This window comes from Flavobacterium sp. C4GT6 (assembly GCF_036347315.1).
Lineage (GTDB): Bacteria > Bacteroidota > Bacteroidia > Flavobacteriales > Flavobacteriaceae > Flavobacterium.
The window spans coordinates 1-20,197 of record NZ_JAZGZU010000016.1 but is presented as its reverse complement, the minus strand read 5'-3'; the positions used below and the strand labels follow the sequence as shown (position 1 = coordinate 20,197).

Annotated in this window: 22 protein-coding genes; 16 read left to right on the top strand and 6 right to left on the bottom strand. The window is 38.0% G+C overall.

The window, feature by feature from the left end; translation table 11 throughout:
* Positions 1 to 89: 89 nt before the first annotated feature.
* The 4 genes from V3Z67_RS15485 to V3Z67_RS15470 form a co-directional block, all read right to left on the bottom strand.
* The gene (locus V3Z67_RS15485; RefSeq protein WP_330444173.1) at positions 90 to 314 is read right to left on the bottom strand and encodes a hypothetical protein; all 225 of its coding nucleotides are present in this window, start codon (positions 312 to 314) and stop codon (positions 90 to 92) included.
* A gap of 255 nt (positions 315 to 569) precedes the next feature.
* Positions 570 to 1,250 (bottom strand): ATP-dependent Clp protease proteolytic subunit, encoded by a 681-nt coding sequence (locus V3Z67_RS15480; protein ID WP_330444172.1) that lies wholly within the window; start codon positions 1,248 to 1,250, stop codon positions 570 to 572.
* Positions 1,251 to 1,342: 92 nt separating this feature from the next.
* Positions 1,343 to 1,609 carry a hypothetical protein gene (locus V3Z67_RS15475; protein ID WP_330444171.1) on the bottom strand — a complete coding sequence of 89 codons (267 nt, stop codon included), beginning with the start codon at positions 1,607 to 1,609 and terminating at the stop codon, positions 1,343 to 1,345.
* On the bottom strand, positions 1,590 to 2,117 hold the full coding sequence (locus V3Z67_RS15470; RefSeq protein ID WP_330444170.1) for an RNA polymerase sigma factor: 528 nt from the start codon (positions 2,115 to 2,117) through the stop codon (positions 1,590 to 1,592). The genes V3Z67_RS15475 and V3Z67_RS15470 overlap by 20 nt, the downstream gene beginning before the upstream one ends.
* A gap of 144 nt (positions 2,118 to 2,261) precedes the next feature.
* Between V3Z67_RS15470 and V3Z67_RS15465 the strand changes: the two genes are divergently transcribed.
* A complete protein-coding gene (locus V3Z67_RS15465; RefSeq protein ID WP_330444169.1) occupies positions 2,262 to 3,128 on the top strand; it encodes a hypothetical protein in 867 nt (288 codons plus the stop codon).
* Positions 3,129 to 3,183: 55 nt separating this feature from the next.
* On the top strand, positions 3,184 to 3,675 hold the full coding sequence (locus V3Z67_RS15460) for a hypothetical protein (protein ID WP_330444168.1): 492 nt from the start codon (positions 3,184 to 3,186) through the stop codon (positions 3,673 to 3,675).
* Here the strand turns inward: V3Z67_RS15460 and V3Z67_RS15455 are convergent.
* Entirely contained in the window at positions 3,672 to 4,565 is an 894-nt protein-coding gene (locus tag V3Z67_RS15455; protein ID WP_330444167.1) for a DUF4421 family protein, read from the bottom strand. The genes V3Z67_RS15460 and V3Z67_RS15455 overlap by 4 nt on opposite strands.
* A 326-nt stretch (positions 4,566 to 4,891) precedes the next feature.
* On the opposite strand from V3Z67_RS15455, the gene V3Z67_RS15450 reads away from it, so the two are divergent.
* From V3Z67_RS15450 to V3Z67_RS15385, 14 genes are all read left to right on the top strand, one after another.
* A complete protein-coding gene (locus V3Z67_RS15450; RefSeq protein ID WP_330444166.1) occupies positions 4,892 to 6,673 on the top strand; it encodes an AMP-dependent synthetase/ligase in 1,782 nt (593 codons plus the stop codon).
* A 58-nt stretch (positions 6,674 to 6,731) separates the two neighbouring features.
* Positions 6,732 to 7,496, top strand: a complete 765-nt coding sequence (locus V3Z67_RS15445; protein WP_330444165.1) for a YwqG family protein — start codon at positions 6,732 to 6,734, stop codon at positions 7,494 to 7,496.
* 11 nt (positions 7,497 to 7,507) lie between these two features.
* Positions 7,508 to 7,906 (top strand): hypothetical protein, encoded by a 399-nt coding sequence (locus tag V3Z67_RS15440; RefSeq protein ID WP_330444164.1) that lies wholly within the window; start codon positions 7,508 to 7,510, stop codon positions 7,904 to 7,906.
* Positions 7,890 to 8,240, top strand: a complete 351-nt coding sequence (locus V3Z67_RS15435; RefSeq protein WP_330444163.1) for a hypothetical protein — start codon at positions 7,890 to 7,892, stop codon at positions 8,238 to 8,240. Before V3Z67_RS15440 ends, V3Z67_RS15435 begins: the two co-directional genes overlap by 17 nt.
* 77 nt (positions 8,241 to 8,317) lie before the next feature.
* Positions 8,318 to 8,782 carry a hypothetical protein gene (locus tag V3Z67_RS15430; protein WP_330444162.1) on the top strand — a complete coding sequence of 155 codons (465 nt, stop codon included), beginning with the start codon at positions 8,318 to 8,320 and terminating at the stop codon, positions 8,780 to 8,782.
* 67 nt (positions 8,783 to 8,849) lie between these two features.
* On the top strand, positions 8,850 to 9,821 hold the full coding sequence (locus V3Z67_RS15425) for a hypothetical protein (protein ID WP_330444161.1): 972 nt from the start codon (positions 8,850 to 8,852) through the stop codon (positions 9,819 to 9,821).
* A 52-nt stretch (positions 9,822 to 9,873) separates the two neighbouring features.
* A complete protein-coding gene (locus V3Z67_RS15420; protein ID WP_330444160.1) occupies positions 9,874 to 10,593 on the top strand; it encodes a DUF2071 domain-containing protein in 720 nt (239 codons plus the stop codon).
* Positions 10,586 to 11,200, top strand: a complete 615-nt coding sequence (locus V3Z67_RS15415; protein WP_330444159.1) for a hypothetical protein — start codon at positions 10,586 to 10,588, stop codon at positions 11,198 to 11,200. The genes V3Z67_RS15420 and V3Z67_RS15415 overlap by 8 nt, the downstream gene beginning before the upstream one ends.
* A gap of 9 nt (positions 11,201 to 11,209) precedes the next feature.
* Positions 11,210 to 11,773 (top strand): hypothetical protein, encoded by a 564-nt coding sequence (locus tag V3Z67_RS15410; protein WP_330444158.1) that lies wholly within the window; start codon positions 11,210 to 11,212, stop codon positions 11,771 to 11,773.
* Between the two features lie 233 nt (positions 11,774 to 12,006).
* Positions 12,007 to 12,480, top strand: coding sequence for a MarR family winged helix-turn-helix transcriptional regulator (locus V3Z67_RS15405; RefSeq protein WP_330444157.1), 474 nt, complete (start codon positions 12,007 to 12,009; stop codon positions 12,478 to 12,480).
* A gap of 66 nt (positions 12,481 to 12,546) precedes the next feature.
* Entirely contained in the window at positions 12,547 to 14,937 is a 2,391-nt protein-coding gene (locus V3Z67_RS15400) for a 3-hydroxyacyl-CoA dehydrogenase/enoyl-CoA hydratase family protein (protein WP_330444156.1), read from the top strand.
* Between the two features lie 70 nt (positions 14,938 to 15,007).
* On the top strand, positions 15,008 to 16,189 hold the full coding sequence (locus V3Z67_RS15395) for an acetyl-CoA C-acyltransferase (protein ID WP_035132787.1): 1,182 nt from the start codon (positions 15,008 to 15,010) through the stop codon (positions 16,187 to 16,189).
* A gap of 57 nt (positions 16,190 to 16,246) precedes the next feature.
* The gene (locus V3Z67_RS15390) at positions 16,247 to 16,615 is read left to right on the top strand and encodes a four helix bundle protein (protein ID WP_330444155.1); all 369 of its coding nucleotides are present in this window, start codon (positions 16,247 to 16,249) and stop codon (positions 16,613 to 16,615) included.
* 52 nt (positions 16,616 to 16,667) lie between these two features.
* On the top strand, positions 16,668 to 18,467 hold the full coding sequence (locus tag V3Z67_RS15385) for an acyl-CoA dehydrogenase family protein (RefSeq protein WP_330444154.1): 1,800 nt from the start codon (positions 16,668 to 16,670) through the stop codon (positions 18,465 to 18,467).
* A gap of 93 nt (positions 18,468 to 18,560) precedes the next feature.
* On the opposite strand, the gene V3Z67_RS15380 is transcribed toward V3Z67_RS15385, so the two are convergent.
* Entirely contained in the window at positions 18,561 to 20,066 is a 1,506-nt protein-coding gene (locus V3Z67_RS15380) for a hypothetical protein (RefSeq protein WP_330444153.1), read from the bottom strand.
* Positions 20,067 to 20,197: the final 131 nt, after the last annotated feature.

Genomic DNA, 20,197 nt, shown 5'->3' with positions numbered 1-20,197 from the left:
ATCATATAGACACAACAAAAATCCCCGCCTGTGCGGGGATTTTTTATTCTTTAGAGCATCGGGTTGTGGTTCCGAAAGTCATAACTATACTAATTGTTGGACTTTCTCACGGCATATATTCCTCCGGCAAAAAGCAGTATTGCTGCTCCTAAATATATAAAGCCCTGCATTTGCCCTGATTCGTTTGAGGCATCAATTTCAATTCCTAAAAACTTTACCGCTTTAGTACTGTCGGCTACTTTATTCACACCTATGTACCCCACTCCCAAGCTTATCACAATCAGTATAATACCTATTACTTTTGATACATTCATAATCTTTTGGTTTTAATGTTTATCTAATTTAACAAGAATATTTTGAATGAATGAATCCTGACTTGTAATTAGCTTTTTTTTAGTACATAACCTTAAAATATTACACTAATTTTAAGAAAACCATACTGCCCTTACGGGAAGTTACAACGAAGCAATCTCAATAATTATATAGATTACCACGCTCCATTTCATTGCGTTCGTAATGACAACTTTCATCTTAAAAAGCTACGTCCAAAAGATGGAAATTTAAAACCACTATCTCGTCAATACCTCATCAATCATCCCGAAGGCTTTGGCTTCTTCGGATATCATCCAGTAATCACGTTCGGCATTTTTATTAATAGTCTCAAAATCCTTACCGCTATGGCGGGCAATTATACTGTACAGGTCTTCCTGTACTTTTAATACCTGGCGTACGCTTATATCCATATCGGCTGCCGTACCCTGTGCCCCACCCGATGTTTGGTGTATCATGACCCTGGCATGCTGTAGTGCCGACCGTTTACCTTTGGCACCTGCGCATAACAGTACCGATCCCATTGAGAGAGCCACTCCAGTACAAATAGTAGCTACGTCGGGCGTTATGTACTGCATTGTATCATAAATCCCGAACCCTGCATATACCGATCCGCCCGGGGAGTTGATGTACAACTGTATGTCTTTTTTAGCATCCAGCGACTGTAAAAAGAGTAACTGTGCCTGTATAATGTTGGCATTGCGTTCTTCCACCTGCTCGCCTAAAAAAATAATTCTGTCCATCATGAGCCTAGAAAAAACATCAAGCTGGGTAATATTAAGCTGGCGCTCTTCCATAATATAAGGTGTTAGCGCCGTAGGGCTGGCATAGCGTTGTGTATTACTAATGTATTTGTCTACATACAGGCTGTTTACCCTGTGGTGCTTTACCGCATAATTGCGAAATTCTTTTGCGTTCATAACTTTTCGTTTTTTGATTTGATTAAAGCATAACTATCCTGCCACCGCTATAGCACAGGGTGTTACTGATTGTGATTGTATTTTATATTTGATTATTTAAAGAAGCTGAATACTTTTTCCCTAAAGGAAACATATTTACCGGCAGTAAACACATGGCGGGCTACCTGTTCCACTTCGGCTTTAAGCTGTTGCCTACCATACTGGTGCACTATAGCACGGGTTGTTTTTTGCCAGTGCAGGTTTTCTTTTAAATCGGGTTCCAGGAGCAGGCGTGCTTCAAACAGTACTTTCTCTTCTCCGCTGCATTGCCCGTTGAGGTAGCTGTCGGTTTCAACCGTATTATTCCATGAAGTCTTCATACTGCAGCGATTTTTGTTTTACGGTTTCCTTTACTTTTTCCAGGCATTTGTGCTTTTGTACTGTAGCCGACCTACTTCCCGAAAAACCGAACCTTTGTGCCAGTTTTTCGGCATCCAGTTTTTCATAATAAAAAGCCGATAGCAAATCCATACACTTTTTACCGGTTGTACTAAGCAGGTGCATTAGTTTTGGTGTGGCAGCCTCGGTATAATCAGCATCCGTATCGGTAAATTGAATATCTCCGTTGTACATTTTAGTCACCTCATCAAAGCGTTTGCTCCACAAATGTTTTGAGATTCCCATTATATAAGCCTGTTCATTATTAGGCACTTCCCTCCCGTTTTGAATGTGCTCCATATAAATAACAAGGGTATCATGGAAAACATCTTTAGCCTCATCAAGAGTTCCTCCCCTTTTTGATACATAACGTGCCACGGCAGGGAATACTTTTATATATAAAGCCTCCAGTAATTCTGCGCGGGGTATTGTTGGATTATTTATAGCCATACTACATGGTGTTTATATATATGTGCCAAAAGTGAGGCAGATATCACCATAAAATTACTTCTTTTTTATAACTTATTACTACAACACACACTATAACACAGTAAGTCAGAGTTATACATTCACTAAAAACAATTATGTTACTTTATGAAAACGCTATATCTTATTACTTTTCTACTTTTGGTATTTACTTTTAGCTGCAAAAAAAATAATGCAAAAACTACAGGACAACAAACAGTTACAGAAACCATAGGTAATACGTCTGATAACTTAGAAAAGCAATTTTCGAATACTCCTACTTATGATACTCTTGCCAAAACCATTCATGTTTATGTGGCATTGTGTGACAATAAATATCAGGGTATAGTACCTGTACCAAAAGCTATAGGTAACGGTCAGGATCCCGATAATAACCTGTACTGGGGATGTGGATATGGTGTAAGGACGTTTTTTAAAAAGAGTACCGAATGGAAACTCCTTAAAAAAGACAAAAAAGACACTCTAATCATGGAGCGCCTGATATTTAAACATAACTCTAAAAACTATTACCTGATAGCCGATGCCTACAATGGTAAATACATAAAACAATGTACCAAAGACTTTTTAAACAGTAGTGCAGGCAAACTTAAAGATACTCTCAATGTAAACGGAACAACACTGGGCATTGCAGGAAACTCCAAACTTATTACCTACACAGGTCATGACGGACTAATGGATTTTACCCTGTATAATGATTATACCAATACCGATGGCAAAAAACGTGATGTGATTATACTGGCCTGTTACAGTAAAAGCTATTTTGGTAAACATTTAAAAAAAGCCAATGTAAACCCTTTAGTATGGACTACAGGGCTTATGTGCCCTGAAACCTATACCCTTCATGATGCCATTACAGGTTATATTAATGGCGAAAACAATACACAAATACAACAGCGCGCAGCAGCAGCTTACAGCAAGTACCAAAAGTGTAGTGAAAAAGCTGCAAAAAATTTACTTGCTACGGGTTGGCAATAAGAAAGTTTAGCGATTTTTTAGTTACTTTACAGCACAACCAAAAACAAATCACCACATGAAATTTATTATCGCCTTACTGTTTTTCCCGCTTATGTGCATGGCACAAAACTTTGAACTCAAAATACCCGATAATGCTAAACTTCAAAAATGGTGTAACGAGAATCAAAGTGAAATGGAAGTTTATGCCTACCTAAACTTAAACTTCAAAGCAACATCGTCTAAAATGAACCTGAAATATCAGGATTATGAGGATGGTAACGGTAATCCTGTTTTATGTTCGTTTAACCAATATTTTGAACACAATATATCGTATGAAGAAAAAAGCTGTGGTGAAGCCTCAGGAATATCTGTTTTAATTACTCTTCCTAAAACAAAAAAGGAGAACCTTATAAAGTGGATTGAAGCTGTTAACAAACCTATAGAAGGTATTGATGAAAATCAATGGAATGAAGACCACACTGCTTTTGAACCGGATGGTGCAGGATGTTATTACACCATAAAAGATGCTAACGATAAATGGATAATTGAAATATACTGCGGTTGCTAAAAATCAATATGCTTTACAAACGACATCTGGAAATTAATTCCGGTAAAATTTAGGTCATTTTCGCCATCAGGGTATACTACTTTATTATTAACCAGTACGGTTGCTGCAAGAGCCCAGTCGTTTTTATGATACATGCCAGACCATCTTCCCAAAGCCGTTGGGTAGGCCTCCAGCTTCCAGTCCCTGAGCATATCGGGGTCATTACCCACATTCACTCCGGCAGTAAGTATACCCGTAAGCAGCCAGCGTTCGTTAATAACCCATGTATAGGCATACCCTGCATTCACACCAAACTGAAGGTTATCTAAATGATTGGGATCATTCTCCCAAAGTTCACCTCCGGGGTTAATCCTGAATAGGTAAGCACCACCGCCAAGTATAAAACTTCCTGCCGACTTCAGTTGTATTTCACTTTGCTGAAACGCTGCCTTAGTAGAGAACTTATCCCCTTTAAAAACATAGGCAAATTCGGCTCCTATATTTCTAACCGACATATCGGGAAACAGTTGAATATCGTCATCATTATCACTATAAAATCCTTTGTATTTCTGGTAAAATAAATCCAGTACAAAGTACTTGCCATACTGGTGTAATTGTATATCTACCGCTTTAGTATCTCCCTGCCTTTTATCGGCAAGCGGTGCGAGCCCAAAGTTATAGCTAAGGTTAATTACCGTATTCTTTATCGCTATACCTGCCCCTACTTTTAAAGGGTTGTTGGGCATATACTCTTTATCATCTGTACTCAGCTGAATACTGTTTTGCGTTAAAAACCCCGTAAGCATAACCCTTTGCGGATATTCGGCTACATAGGTGGTATCGGCTTTCGCCTGACCCAAAACCAGATTAGTAAACAAAAACAAAGGAATAATAGCGAAGTACCGCAGCATGACTGATAGTGATTTATGTAAAGTCTTTCTGATAAACGGCACAAATATAGGCTTAGTATTTCTAAAAGGAGATTAACTAGCATTTAAGAGAAGAAAATATTTGGGTTAAAAAAATGCATATATTTTAATATGCACGCATATAAAAAGCGGATAATGCAAAACCAAACCTGACTTTTAGTGAATTTAAAATCAAAAAAATGCAGCATTAAACCAACCTATTTATATAGTTTTCAAAAGGTTACTTATTAAACTTAGCATAATCTCAAAAAAATTGCTTTTTATTATATATTTTCATAATTTGCATTAAGCAATTTTTAACAATACACATGAACACTATCACCCGTTTATTCGATTTTCCTTATTACCAGTTGGAAAAGTATAATTTACCCGATTCGCTTGTTACTAAATACGGTAACGAGTGGGTAAAAACATCGACACAGGAATATGTAGATAAAGCCAATGCTTTTTCCCGCGGGCTATTAAGGTTGGGAATTAAAAAAGACGACAAGATAGCTGTTATCTCCTCTAACAACAGAACCGAATGGCACATTGCCGATATAGGTATATTGCAAACCGGTGCTCAAAACGTACCTATTTACCCTACCATTAGTGAAGAAGACCAGGAGTATATACTAAACCACTCGGGAGCTACACACTGTATTGTTTCAGACAAAGAGCTGTATGATAAGGTAATGTCCATTAAAGATAAAACCCAACTAAAAGAGATTTATTCCTTTAACGACATACCGGGCTGTAAAAGCTGGAATGAAATACTGGAACTTGGTAAGGACGACAGTAACCAACAGGAAGTTGAGGATATTAAAAATACCATTACCGAAAACGACCTTGCTACTATAATTTACACATCGGGTACTACAGGAAGACCCAAGGGTGTAATGCTTTCGCATAAAAACATTGTATCTGATGTTTTGATGAGTGCCGAAAGGGTTCCGTTTGAGGCAGGTAAATACAGGGGGCTTAGCTTCCTTCCTATTTGCCATATTTATGAACGAATGATACTTTACCTTTACCAATACTATGGCGTGAGTACTTACTTTGCCGAATCTATTGAAAAGGTAAGCGATAATATTAAAGAGGCTACACCCGATGTTATTACGGCTGTACCAAGGCTACTTGAAAAAGTATATGATAAAATTATTGCCAAAGGCAGTGAGCTTACAGGTATTAAACGCAAACTGTTCTTTTGGGCAGTTGAGGTTGGCCTTGAGTACGAACCCTATGGTGCAAACGGTGCATGGTATGACTTTAAACTGGCTATTGCCCGTAAACTGATTTTCAGTAAATGGAAAGCAGGTCTTGGCGGAAGACTTGGACTTATGGTAAGCGGTAGTGCTGCCATACAACCAAGACTGGCACGTGTGTTTGCTGCAGCCGAAATTCCGGTAATGGAAGGTTACGGACTTACAGAAACTTCTCCTGTTATTGCAGTGAACGACCAGCGTAACGGCGGATTCAGAATCGGGACTGTAGGTAAACCGCTAAACGGACTGGAAGTTAAGATTGCCGAAGACGGTGAAATACTTTGTAAAGGCCCTAACGTAATGATGGGATATTACAAAGATGAGGAAAAAACCAATGAGGTTATGACCGACGGATATTTCCACACCGGGGATATTGGAGAGATTGACAAGGACGGTTTCCTTAAAATTACCGACAGGAAGAAAGAGATGTTCAAAACATCGGGAGGTAAATATGTTGCCCCTCAGCTTATAGAAAATGCCATGAAACAGTCGCGCTTTATTGAGCAGATTATGGTTATAGGCGAAGGCGAAAAAATGCCTGCCGCATTTATACAGCCCGACTTTGAATTTGTAAAAGAATGGGCTTCACGCAAGGGTATTAAAGTTAGCTCTAACGAGGATATTGCCAACAGTAAGGAAATACACGACAGGATACAGGAAGAAGTAAGTGACATCAATAAGAAATTCGGGCACTGGGAACAGGTAAAACGATTTGAGATTACTCCGGAATTATGGTCGGTAGACGGTGGGGAAATGACCCCTACCCTTAAACTGAAGCGTAAAGCCATTAAAGAAAAATACCAGAAACTGTATGACAAGATATACCGAACCGAAGGTGACAGGTAAAACTAAAGCTGCTTTAAAGCAGCTTTTTTAAATTAATGATTTAACCTTAATAATAGTAATGCCTGATTTTTTAAAACCGTTTGAAGCTGATCTAAAAAGATATGAAAGAGAGGCCTTAAAAATAACAGCTTCTCCCATAAATGCAAATCCTTTAGAAGATAAACTGGAACTAAAAGACAGTAAGTTTTTAGGCGCTCCCTTTTTCCCTGTGGGAAATACATACCCTACAGATAAAAACGGTAAACCTATGGTACTTTTAGCGCAGTTAAACTTTGAACAGATACCTAATCTTGAAAATTTTCCTAAAGATGGTATTTTACAATTATTTCTTTCTGCTGAGAGTTGGTATGATGATGGTTATAAAATAATATACTTAAAAAAGGAAGACTTAGAGAAAAACCCTGTAACTGATTTTTCTTTTTTAGAACCTGAAGATTATGAAGATATACCGGTACACAAGCCACATAAATTATCTTTTGAAAAAATAGTCGATAAAGGCAGTTGTATGGATTCTCAGTTTGATTACAGTTTTAACGACATGGACTACTGGGACTTTGCAGAAACTCTTGAAGAAGATCAAAAAGCAATACTTAATAACTACTTTGATGCTTCCGGGCACAAATTAGGAGGTTATGCCGAATTTACGCAGGAAGACCCTAGAGAAAATAGCCCAGAAACTTTTGATGATATTCAGTTACTGCAAATCGATACAGACAAACATATTATGTTTGGTGATGGAGGTATAGCTCATATTTTTATAAATAAAGAGAATCTAATAAAAAAAGACTTTAGTAAAGCTTACTTTTACTGGGACTGCTTTTAGTATATACTATCATGAAAAAACTACTCTATATATTACTACTCCTACCCTTTTCCACAATGGCTCAGGAAGTACCTACGGTTAACGGTTACAAAACCTATCTAGACAACAAGCAGGTAGATATTACCCATTATTTTATAGACCCGGCTAATGTGGCTAACGTTCGTACAGATAAAACCAACAAAGAAGTACATATTACCCGCAAAGAGCAAAGCGAACTGGTATGCCTTGCAGATATTTTAAAAGAGATTGAAAAAGACGGAGCAACTGCCGTTATTGTTGTAAACGACAATCTTATTGAAAAGCCTGAAACCTACTATCTTGAAAATAATGCTATAGCCGCCGTGAATATCGATAAAACAACTGAGGTTCCCCGCATTACTATTATTACAAAAAATGCTAGCAAAAATTAATTTCAAACCAGTTACACTACTCCTAATACTATTTACACTGGTAAGTTGCGGGAGTTCAGTAAAAAGCAGGAATGAAGCCCAAAAGGAGTTTGAAGCAAAACTAGCATCACTTAACAGTTTTCTAAACGGACAGCCCGACACCAGCCTGAGAATAATAGGAACCATAAGCTTTTTTGAAAAAGTTACAGGTATAATGTCGGAATCAGATGGTAGTGATATAGGTAAATTCAACCCTACAAAACAGGATTATTTAAACTGGCAACAATGGTATAAGGTAAACAAAACCAAACTTTATATAGATACTCATACCGGAAAAATTGAACTAAAACAATAGCAAACTCTTACTTCTCCATTCAAGATTATTTAAACCGTTTCGATTAATTTGGTAAATTAGTGTTTTTATACATCAACATGATACCTTACAAACGCTACACTATAGAATCACAATTAAGCTTTGACGAAATTATGGGCAGGCTTAACCGCCTTACGCAAAGTGAAAATTTATGGAAAATCTTTCCGCATAAAAAACAAAAGTATTTTACCGGTGTAGTTAGTAAAAACAGTTTTAAAATAATGGAAACCTCGGGTGCTACAAATAAGTCTGTTGTAGAGGGCAAGGTAACACCAATGGGCAATCACACGGTTATTAAAATTAAAGTCAAACTGTCTATATCGTTTATATTATTACCCATACTCATTACAGGTTGGTTTGTTTACCTTAATTTCAGAAACGACACATTAACCGATCTTTATCTTGCTATAGGCTCATCGATAATTGTATTTATCATATCTGTATGGAGTTATTACAATAATTCATTACTACTCAAAAAAAACCTCATTACTCTTTTTACTGAAGCAACACCTGATAAAGAGTAAAACTTTATTTATATTTTTTTATTATTTTCGCTATCCTAAAGGGAAAATCAATCCACACCAATTAAAAATGAAAAAAGCATTATTCGCATTATTACTATTGGCAGCCGCGTTACAAAGTTGTGACAATAAACCTGAAACAATCTCAAACAACGATATAGACCCAAAACTAAGGGAAGTTATAAAAGCTAAAAACGACAGCCTTTTTGAAGCCCTTTCAAACAGTAGTACAAAAGTATTTAGCGTACTGGGGTCTGATAAGTTTAATGACAACCTAACAGCGAACCTAAACGACGTTATTTGGCCTTTTAGAAAAGGAATGCTGGAAACAGATCATGAAGTGTATGAGGAGTTTTACAGCAAACACACCAAAGTAAACCATGAAGCGACTATACTGTCATCACAGCATAACTACAAACTACAGTTTATAAACCAAAATTATGAAACCTATGTTTCGCTTTTAAAAAGCACCTATAGAGATGTTACCGATTATCTTGTAACCGTTATTTATGCCAAAATAGATAACAAATGGAAAATAACTCACATAACTATGGGAACACTTGGCTCATATGATAAAGATGCCAACGACCTTTTTAATGACGCAAAAAAATTTCATGATAATGGTTATGATATAGACGCCTTACATCATGCCAGTATGGCAAAAGGAGCCCTTGAGCCTGCTAAAAACCTTATTAAATATGATTTGGCGAAAGATATTGATGATTTTGGCGAAAAGTTAGCTAATGAGATTAACAGGACTTACCCGTTACCGGATACGCTTTTCCAAATTCAAAGTAAGCCTGTTGTTCTTGATCTTAACGTTGTACAAAATGCCGAGGGTATTTTCCCGCTTATAAGCTATGAAAGTCAAATACCACCAAACGATGAAACATCACTAAACAATGAGTTTGAAGTAGTGAAAAAAGAGATTCAGAAAAAATACAAAATAGACTATAGTCAAAAATTTATTTACTACAGGGCTTATAACAAAAATGCACAGGGGCTACTCTCTGAAAGTAAAACATTTACTGAGACGAAGTAATTTCAATTAAAATAAGCATTTTTATTGTTTTTATGACAGCAAAAATTTTACCATGAAAATACCAACGCTTTACGGTATTATAGACAGGCGTATTTTAATAAATTATATTGCTGATCCGGTTGTAGTTCAAAAGCTATTGCCCTACCATTTCAGACCTAAACTGCAAAATGGTAAAGCCATTGTGGGTATTTGCCTAATCAGGTTAAAAAACATTCGCCCTAAAGGGTTACCACAGTTTATTGGTGTAAATTCTGAAAATGCGGCCCATCGCTTTGCTGTAGAATGGGATGAAAACGGTAAAACTAAAGAAGGGGTTTATATACCCCGAAGAGATACATCATCATTTATAAAAGTACTTGCAGGCGGAAGGGTATTTCCCGGTAAACATTACAAGGCAAAATTTAATGTATCGGAAGCCAGTGGTCATTACGCTATCAGTTATACAGCAAACGATGCTACTTTTATGAATATAGAAGCCAGCGAAGTCCATGAATTTAATCCCAATTCGGTTTTTAGTGATATAGAAACAGCATCTGCTTTTTTTAAAAACGGAAGTATTGGTTTTACCCCATGCAATTCGGGTTTAGACAGCGTAATACTATACACCTATAACTGGGAGATAAAACCCCTTGAGGTTACAAAAGTAGAATCGTCTTATTTTAACGACACTAATCTCTTCCCTAATGGTTCTATACAGTTTGACAATGCATTGCTAATGCAAAATATAGAACACGAATGGAGAAGTGCACTAAAACCTATGTTTAATGAGTGAAAGAAAATTCAATTTTTTCTCAAATAAAAAAGAGTATATTACTACTCCGCTAAGAAAATTATTTTCAATCTATTTTTTTTCCAGTTTAGCAGCGCTTTTATTAATCTTTTTTGAAGATATTTTCCTTACTCTTCAGGTTTTCCTTATGACATTAGGAATTTGTATGATGCTTTTTTTAATCGTATTCCTATTACCTACCCTACTTATATACTATAATCATAAGAAATTTAATGAAAATAGTACATTTAATATCAGGTTAAGTACAGGTGAGTACTATTATTCAGATAAAAGCGGAGAACTGATTTTCAGAGATCGGGATATAAAAAAAGTAGTACTATTTTTACCGCATGGTTTAGGAACTCGAACCTCTGTATGGAATCAATTGTTTTATACTCTTATAATACTTAAAACAGGTGAAAGGATTGTTTTATCCTGCTTGATTTTCAATCAGGTTAACATATATCCTAATACTTATAAATATTTTCCTGAAGCATCTTTAACAAGTTCATGGAAGGTTATACGCGAAAAGGTAACTTTCCCTAATGTAAAGAAAGGTTTAGCTCCAGCTTCAAACAATAATCTGGATAAACACATTAAGCAGTTTTAACAAACATTCATGATTCAAACCAAATTTGACTTCACCACAAACAGAAAAAGGTATGTTTGGAAAACTGTTGTACCGGTACTTGCAATTCCTTTTGGTACAGGGCTATTTGTGTATTGCCTAACAGGTTTATTAAATACTGCGCTTTATGCTATAGGCATTTCCGGAACGTTAAGCCTGTTAGTATTTCTATTACCTTTTATACTCATTTACTATAATCATAGCAAGTACAACAGACATAGCATATTTCACATAATAAATCAGGGAAAAGAAGGCATATATAACTATACCGACAACAACATAGAAATAACTTTTACCGATGACGACATAGAAAAAGCTGAGGTAGTATATAGCACACAAGCTTATCGAAAAAGAAGCAAACAATTACCATGGCATAAAATATTCTATACAGTATTCACTTTAAAAAACGGGGAACAAATAATTATATCGTCCTTCACCTTTAGCGATATTGATTTCTTGCAAAGTACTACAGTACATTTCCCTAAAACAGGTTTTAAACGATTGTGGCACTTAATTAAAAGCCATAAAACTATTCCTTATATCAAAAGGGCATAACTTTACTTTTACAATTCACACCATAAAACAACACCACACCTCAAACTGCCAAATATTTTTGCAAAAATAACATTTACTTAACTGATAATATTCATGCATAATATTTAACAATACCGCACTAATGCGTATATTTAACTCTCCTTATGTGGAGAGTTTTTTAATTTTAAATAAAATTATTTTAAATTTAATATGCATGCATATTAAATTTTATTATCTTTGAGAAACCATTATATATGAAAGATAAAACTATAGATTACATTCTCAGGGCAACCTGGCAGGCAGTGGCAAGAATGTACAACGAAGAAGCCGGAAAATATGGAGCAACAATGTCTATTGGATTTGCATTGCTTTCTATTGACAAGGAGAAAGGCATCTCGTCTACAGCACTGGGTCCGCAAATGGGAATGGAGGCCACAAGCCTAACACGCACATTAAAATCAATGGAAGAAAAAGGGCTTATTGTCCGTAAAAAAAACCCCGTAGACGGTCGTGGTGTAATTATACACCTTACTAAACTGGGCAGGGAAAAAAGAGATCTTTCTAAAGAGGTGGTTTTAAAATTCAATGAGGCTGTAAAGCAACGTGTATCCCAGCAAAAAATGGATCATTTTGTGGAAGTGGCCGAAGTAATAAACGAGCTGATTGCCGAAAAACAGATTTTTGCAACCGAACAGCCCGAAGCAGAGATTGAAAACAAAACAAAATAATAAAAGGTGAAACCGCCTTGGCGGGCTGTTTCATTTAACAAACAACTAAAAATACAACTATAAAAAATGAAACGCACTATTAAAAAGGCGGCCGTAATAGGCTCCGGTATTATGGGATCGGCAATTGCCTGCCATTTTGCCAATATAGGTGTTGAGGTTCTTTTGCTGGATATAGCCCCAAAAGAGCTTACGGAAGCCGAAAAGAAAAAGGGGCTTACACTGGAGGATAAGGTCGTTAGGAACAGAATTGTAAACGAACACCTTGCCAACTCCCTTAAGTCTAAACCCTCCCCTATTTACCACCAGAAATTTGCTTCAAGAATAGCTACCGGTAATATAGATGACGATCTTCCTAAAATTGCCGACTGTGACTGGGTAATTGAAGTAGTTGTAGAAAGGCTTGATATTAAACAAAAGGTGTTTGAACAAATTGAAAAGTACCGCAAGCCGGGAACACTTATCACATCAAACACATCGGGTATACCTATCCACTTTATGAGCGAAGGCCGCAGTGAGGACTTCCAGAAACATTTTTGCGGAACACACTTCTTTAATCCGCCACGATACTTAAAACTTTTCGAAATCATACCGGGTCCTCAAACTTCACAGGAGGTACTGGACTTTTTAAATAACTATGGTGAGCAATTCCTTGGTAAAACATCGGTAGTTGCAAAAGACACCCCTGCCTTTATAGGTAACCGTATTGGTATTTACGGTATTATGAGCCTTTTCCACCAGGTTAAGCAAATGGGGCTTACCGTTGAGGAAGTTGATAAACTTACCGGACCTGTAATAGGCCGCCCTAAATCGGCTACCTTCCGTACGGTAGATGTTGTGGGACTTGATACCCTTGTACATGTTGCAAACGGTATTTATGAAAACTGCCCTAACGATGAGGTTCACGAACTGTTTAAAGTTCCGGGATTCATCGATACCATGATGGAAAACAAATGGCTGGGTAGCAAAACAAAACAGGGCTTTTACAAAAAGGTAGACAAAGACATCCTTGCACTTGATTTGGATACGCTGGAATACCGTCCGCAGAAAAAAGCATCGTTTGCCACACTGGAGCTTACCAAAACTATAGACAAGCCTATTAACCGCTTTAAGGTACTTGTAAAAGGTACTGATAAGGCCGGAGAGTTTTACCGTAAAAACTTCTCGGGTATGTTTGCCTATGTGTCTAACCGTATACCTGAAATTACCGACGACCTTTATAAAATAGACGACGCTATGAAAGCCGGATTTGGCTGGGAAAATGGTCCGTTTGAAATATGGGATGCCGTAGGTGTTGAAAAAGGTATCGAACTGATGAAAGCCGAAGGGCTTGAGCCTGCAGCATGGGTTAACGAAATGCTGGCATCGGGCAACAAAAGCTTCTATACTGTAAAAGAAGGGGCTACTTACTATTATAACATTGCATCTAAATCCCAGAAAAAAATTCCGGGTCAGGATGCCTTTATTATACTTAACAACATTCGCGAAAGCAAAAAGGTATGGAGCAATAGCGAGGCAATTATAGAAGACCTTGGCGACGGTATCCTTAACCTTGAGTTCCAGTCTAAAATGAATACCATTGGCGGTGGTGTGCTACAGGGCATAAACAAAGCCATAGACCTTGCTGAAAAAGAGTATGACGGACTGGTTATTGGTAACCAGGCGGCAAACTTCTCGGTTGGTGCTAACATAGGTATGATATTCATGATGGCTGTAGAGCAGGAATATGATGAGCTTAACATGGCTATTAAAATGTTCCAGGATACTATGATGCGTGTGCGCTACTCATCTATACCTGTAGTGGTTGCACCACATGGTATGACACTGGGCGGTGGTTGTGAAATGAGCATGCATGCCGATAAGGTTGTGGCTGCTGCCGAAACGTATATCGGGCTTGTGGAATTTGGCATTGGGGTTATCCCCGGCGGTGGCGGGTCTAAAGAGATGGCGCTGCGTGCTGCTGATACCTTCCGTAAAAACGACGTAGAACTTAATGTACTTCAGGAGTATTTCCTAACCATTGGTATGGCTAAGGTGTCAACATCGGCCTATGAGGCGTTTGACCTTGGTATACTTCAGCATGGTAAAGATGTTATTGTGGTAAATAAAGACAGGCAGATTGCCGAAGCTAAAAAACATGCCAAGCTGCTTGCCGAAGCGGGTTACACCCAGCCGGTTAAACGTAAAGATGTAAAAGTACTGGGTAAACAGGCACTGGGTATGTTCCTTGTAGGGACAGACAGTATGGAAGCCGGACACTATATCTCTGAACACGATAAGAAAATTGCAAACAAACTAGCTTATGTTATGGCAGGTGGTGACCTTAGTGAACCTACACTGGTTACAGAGCAGTACCTTCTTGATCTTGAAAGGGAAGCATTCCTTTCACTTTGTGGCGAAAGAAAAACGCTGGAACGTATTCAGTTTATGTTAACCAAAGGCAAGCCACTACGTAACTAATTATTTTGAATGCTGAATTATAAATTTTAAATAATCCGGCAAGATTCAGAATCTAAAAATCTAAAATAAAATGAAAACAGCATATATAGTAAAGGCATACAGGACGGCTGTGGGGAAAGCACCAAAAGGGGTTTTCCGCTTTAAAAGGCCTGACGAACTGGCCGCCGAAACCATTCAGCATATTATGAATGAGCTTCCGCAGCTGGACAAATCGAGAATTGACGACGTAATGGTAGGTAACGCCATGCCGGAGGCTGAACAGGGCTTAAACTTTGCCCGCCTTATTTCCTTAATGGGACTTAAAGTAGAAGATGTTCCGGGGGTTACAGTAAACCGTTACTGTGCATCAGGACTGGAAACTATCGCTATGGCTACAGCCAAAATACAAAGCGGAATGGCGAGCTGTATTATTGCAGGTGGTGCCGAAAGTATGAGCTATATCCCTATGGGTGGTTACAAGCCTGTACCGGATTATAAACTGGCAAAAAACGGCCATGAGGATTATTACTGGGGAATGGGACTAACTGCTGAAGCGGTTGCTAAGCAATATAACGTTAGCCGTGAAGACCAGGATGAGTTTGGTTATCAGTCACACCAAAAAGCACTTAAAGCTCAGGCTGAAGGCAAATTTGACAAACAGATTGTGCCTATTACCGTAGAGCAGGTATATGTAGACGAAAACGGTAAAAAAGCTACTAAAAGTTATACGGTTACTAAAGATGAAGGTCCGCGTGCCGATACTTCGGTTGAAGCGCTTGGAAGACTACGTCCTGTATTTGCTGCCGATGGTAGCGTAACAGCGGGTACATCTTCCCAAATGAGTGACGGTGCTGCCTTTGTTATGGTAATGAGCGAAGAAATGGTTAAGGAACTTAACCTTGAGCCTATTGCCCGCCTGGTTAGCTATGCTGCTGCCGGTGTAGAGCCAAGAATTATGGGTATAGGCCCTGTAAAAGCCATCCCGAAAGCGGTACAAATGGCAGGCTTAAACCTTAATGATATAGAACTTATTGAGCTTAACGAGGCATTTGCTTCTCAGTCGCTTGCTGTTATCCGTGAGCTTGGGCTTAATAAGGATATTGTAAACGTGAATGGTGGTGCTATTGCTCTGGGTCACCCGCTGGGATGTACAGGTGCTAAGCTGTCTGTTCAGCTATTCGACGAAATGAAAAACCGCGGAAGCAAGTACGGTATGGTTACCATGTGTGTAGGTACCGGACAGGGAGCTGCGGGAGTTTATGAATTAATGTAAAAGACTTGAAGACGAAAGACAAAAGATAATAGACTAAAAACGTATCGCACCTTACCGATGAGTGATTATAAAAGACACAATTTTAAAAAGCTTAAAATATGGCAGATGGCCATGGAAATAGCTCGTAAAACTCTTGATTTAACCGATAGTTTTCCTTCACACGAAAAGTTTGGATTAAAAAATCAGATGGACAGATGCTCCATCTCCATACCGTCTAACATTGCGGAAGGTTCCAGCAGAAGTAACAAGTCATTTAGTCATTTTATCAATGTCTCTTTAGGTTCTTCTTTTGAGTTACATACGCAACTGCTGCTAGCAGATCAGAGAGGTTATATTTCTGAAAGCAATGCAGTAGTAATTGAAAATAAATTAGAGGAATTCCAGAGAATGACTATGAGTTTTCAAAATGCTCGGGTTCCCGCTTAAGTCTGTTATCTATTATCTATCATCTAAAAGTCTAAATTAAAATATTACAAAAATGAGCGAAGCTAAGGATATAACAAGAGGAGGTCAGTTCCTTGTAAAAGAAACCAAGTGTGAAGATGTATTCACACCCGAAGATTTTTCGGAAGAGCAGATTATGATGCGCGACACGGTTAAAGAATTTGTAGACCGTGAACTATGGCCGCACAAAGACCGTTTTGAGAATAAAGATTATGCATACACCAAAGAGTGTATGGAGAAAGCAGGAGAGCTTGGCTTTCTTGGTGTAGCCGTACCGGAAGAGTATGGCGGACTAGGTATGGGATTTGTTTCTACCATGTTGGTTTGTGACTATATCTCGGGCGCTACAGGTTCGTTCTCAACAGCGTTTGGTGCACATACCGGTATTGGTACCATGCCAATTACCCTTTACGGAACTGAAGAACAGAAAAAGAAATATGTACCTAAGCTTGCCAGCGGAGAGTGGTTTGGCGCTTACTGCCTTACCGAACCGGGTGCAGGTAGTGATGCCAACTCGGGTAAAACAAAGGCTGTGCTTAGTGAAGACGGTACGCATTACAAAATAACAGGACAAAAAATGTGGATTTCCAATGCGGGATTCTGTAGCCTGTTTATTGTATTTGCCCGTATTGAAGATGATAAAAACATTACCGGATTCATTGTAGAGAACGACCCAAGCAACGGTATCTCTATGAATGAAGAGGAGCATAAACTGGGTATCCGCGCTTCCTCTACCCGTCAGGTATTTTTTAACGAGACTAAAGTACCTGTAGAGAACATGCTTTCTGAAAGAGGTAACGGATTCAAAATTGCTATGAACGCCCTTAACGTAGGTCGTATTAAACTGGCTGCCGCTTGTCTTGACGCACAGAGAAGAACCATATCGGGCGCTGTTAAATATGCTAATGAAAGAATCCAGTTCGACACTCCTATTTCAAGCTTTGGCGCTATACGCTCCAAACTGGCAGAAATGGCTGCAAGTGCCTATGCCGGAGAAAGTGCGTGCTACCGTGCTGCAAAAAGCATTGAAGACCGTATCGAAGTTCGTGTTGCTGCGGGAGAATCACATCAGGATGCTGAGCTTAAAGGTGTAGAGGAATTTGCTATTGAGTGTTCTATACTTAAAGTAGCAGTATCTGAAGATATTCAGAACTGTAGTGACGAAGGTATCCAGATTTTTGGAGGTATGGGCTTCTCTGAAGACACCCCAATGGAAAGCGCCTGGAGAGATGCAAGAATTGCCCGTATTTATGAGGGTACAAACGAAATTAACCGTATGCTATCGGTAGGTATGCTTGTTAAAAAAGCAATGAAAGGACACGTAGATCTTTTAGGACCTGCAATGAAAGTTGCCGAAGAACTTATGGCTATACCATCGTTTGATACTCCTGATTATTCGGTATTATTTGCTGAAGAGAAAGAGCTTATCGGTAAGCTTAAAAAAGCATTTTTAATGGTGGCAGGTAGTGCCGTACAAAAATACGGACCAGACCTTGACCAACACCAGCAACTGCTTATGGCTGCTTCCGATATCCTTATCGAAATATATATGGCCGAGTCGGTTATACTGAGAACAGAGAAACTGGCAAAAAGCAAAGGCGAAGAAAACGTAAAAGAGCAAATTGCAATGGCTCAGTTATATCTTTACAGAGCGGTAGATACCGTTAATACTAAAGGTAAAGAAGGTATTGCATCGTTTGCCGAAGGCGACGAACAACGCATGATGCTTATGGGCCTTAAACGATTCACTAAATATACCAATATGCCAAACGTAGTAGCCTTAAAGGAAACTATCGCTGCAAAACTGGTAGACGAAAACGCTTATGTATACTAATACCACTAGTAATCACTAATTTCCGTTTTTAGTTTAGTTTATTCAAAAACATCCCGCCTGTTGGCGGGATGTTTATTTTTATACTATCTCTTTTTACAAATACTTTTTGATTTTCCCTGCTGCCAACTGATATGAGTTTTCAACCTTATTAAGCACTGTGTTGTTTTTAGTTATTACAGTAAAGGTGGCGCCACCATCGCAAAACGCATAAATATCGTCACTACTAAATTTTTTAAGGCTGTCCTCATTCCCTTCAATAGGCATAAAGTAATGCTCGCCTTTCCAGTTATTATCTATTATCCTGGCTGCCCAAAGGTTTTTAAGCTCAGCTTTGTCAATTCCTATATAAACAATTTGGAGGTCTTTTTCTTTTTCAAGATGTTGCAGTGAAGGTATTTGGTTCAGTATACTACTTCCTGCAAATTCTGCCGACCAAAACACTAACAGTACATTTTTTTTGTTTTTATATTTTTCAAGTATAGCCTCCAGCTTTTGCTTATCCAGTTGTTTGCTACTGTCTCCCAGATTATACTTTTTATCTGTAAGCCCTGTCTCCATAAGCTTTATAAAGTCGACCGACTTTTGATAGGATTTACTATTGGCATTGTTTTGAAGGTAATCTAACTGTTTACTGTACTTATCATAAGGTTGCCCCATACTTACTAACCACGAAAAAAATTCGGAATAATACCTGTCGCGTACCTCGGGGGTGAAGTTTTCATTCAGGAATTTTTCTTCCCATTTAATGAAATCTTCTTCGCTTACATACTCGTACCAGTTTTCATAATACAGTTCCTTATCCTTTAGGCTCTTTAAATATTCTACCCTTAAAATAAGGTAAACTATATAAGCAGGATAGCAATTATTTACATTAGTAATTTTTTTATACTCACTAACATTAAAAGGTTTATAAACCGGATCAGAAAAATCAATAAGTTTTCCTTCCATCTCTTCCGACTTATATTCCAAAAAAGCACCTATCTCAAACTTTTGCAGGCTTATAACCGACTTTAAAAAGTCGTATTCCTTATCGCTTAACGGAGACTCATTTATAATACGCTCTAAAACTCCCCTGTTTGCCGCATTGATTATAACCTCATTGTTTTTATCTTTTTTGTATACCGCATTAAGCAATGCCATCTTAGAAAATGATAAGCTATCTAGATAAGCTGCATATTCTGTAGGAGTCATATCCTCCATAAACTCATCATCAAACTGAGGCAGGTGCATCATGTTAATTTTTCCTGCTCCCTTACCGGTAGCAAAAAGTGTTTCGCCCGGTTTATTGACATCAAAGTTAAGATTAACGTTATCTCCTTCAAACAGTACAAGGCCTGTAATGTTCTTGTCATTAAAAATAATATAGTACTCAGCTCCGTCCAGTATCTTATCTGATTTAAACGTAAAATTACCTTCTTTACTAATTTGGGTTCCCATACTGGTAAAACCTAAAGGATTTAGGGAGCCTCTTAAAAATGGCCTGTAAATAAGGGTAATGATTTCGCCATTGGCATTTTTAACGGTGCCGTTTAGAGCGGTTTGTGCATTACAGTAAAACGTTACCAGTACAAGTAGTGTACACAGAAGTTTTCTTTTCATGGTGTGGTTTGTTTTGTTATGAAATAATAACGAAAAACAAACCTGTTTATTTTTATGACTAGTCCTAAAATAGCGATACAGGATTAATAATAGTAAAAATACATTTTTTAGACAGAAGTAGCTTTCGGTTT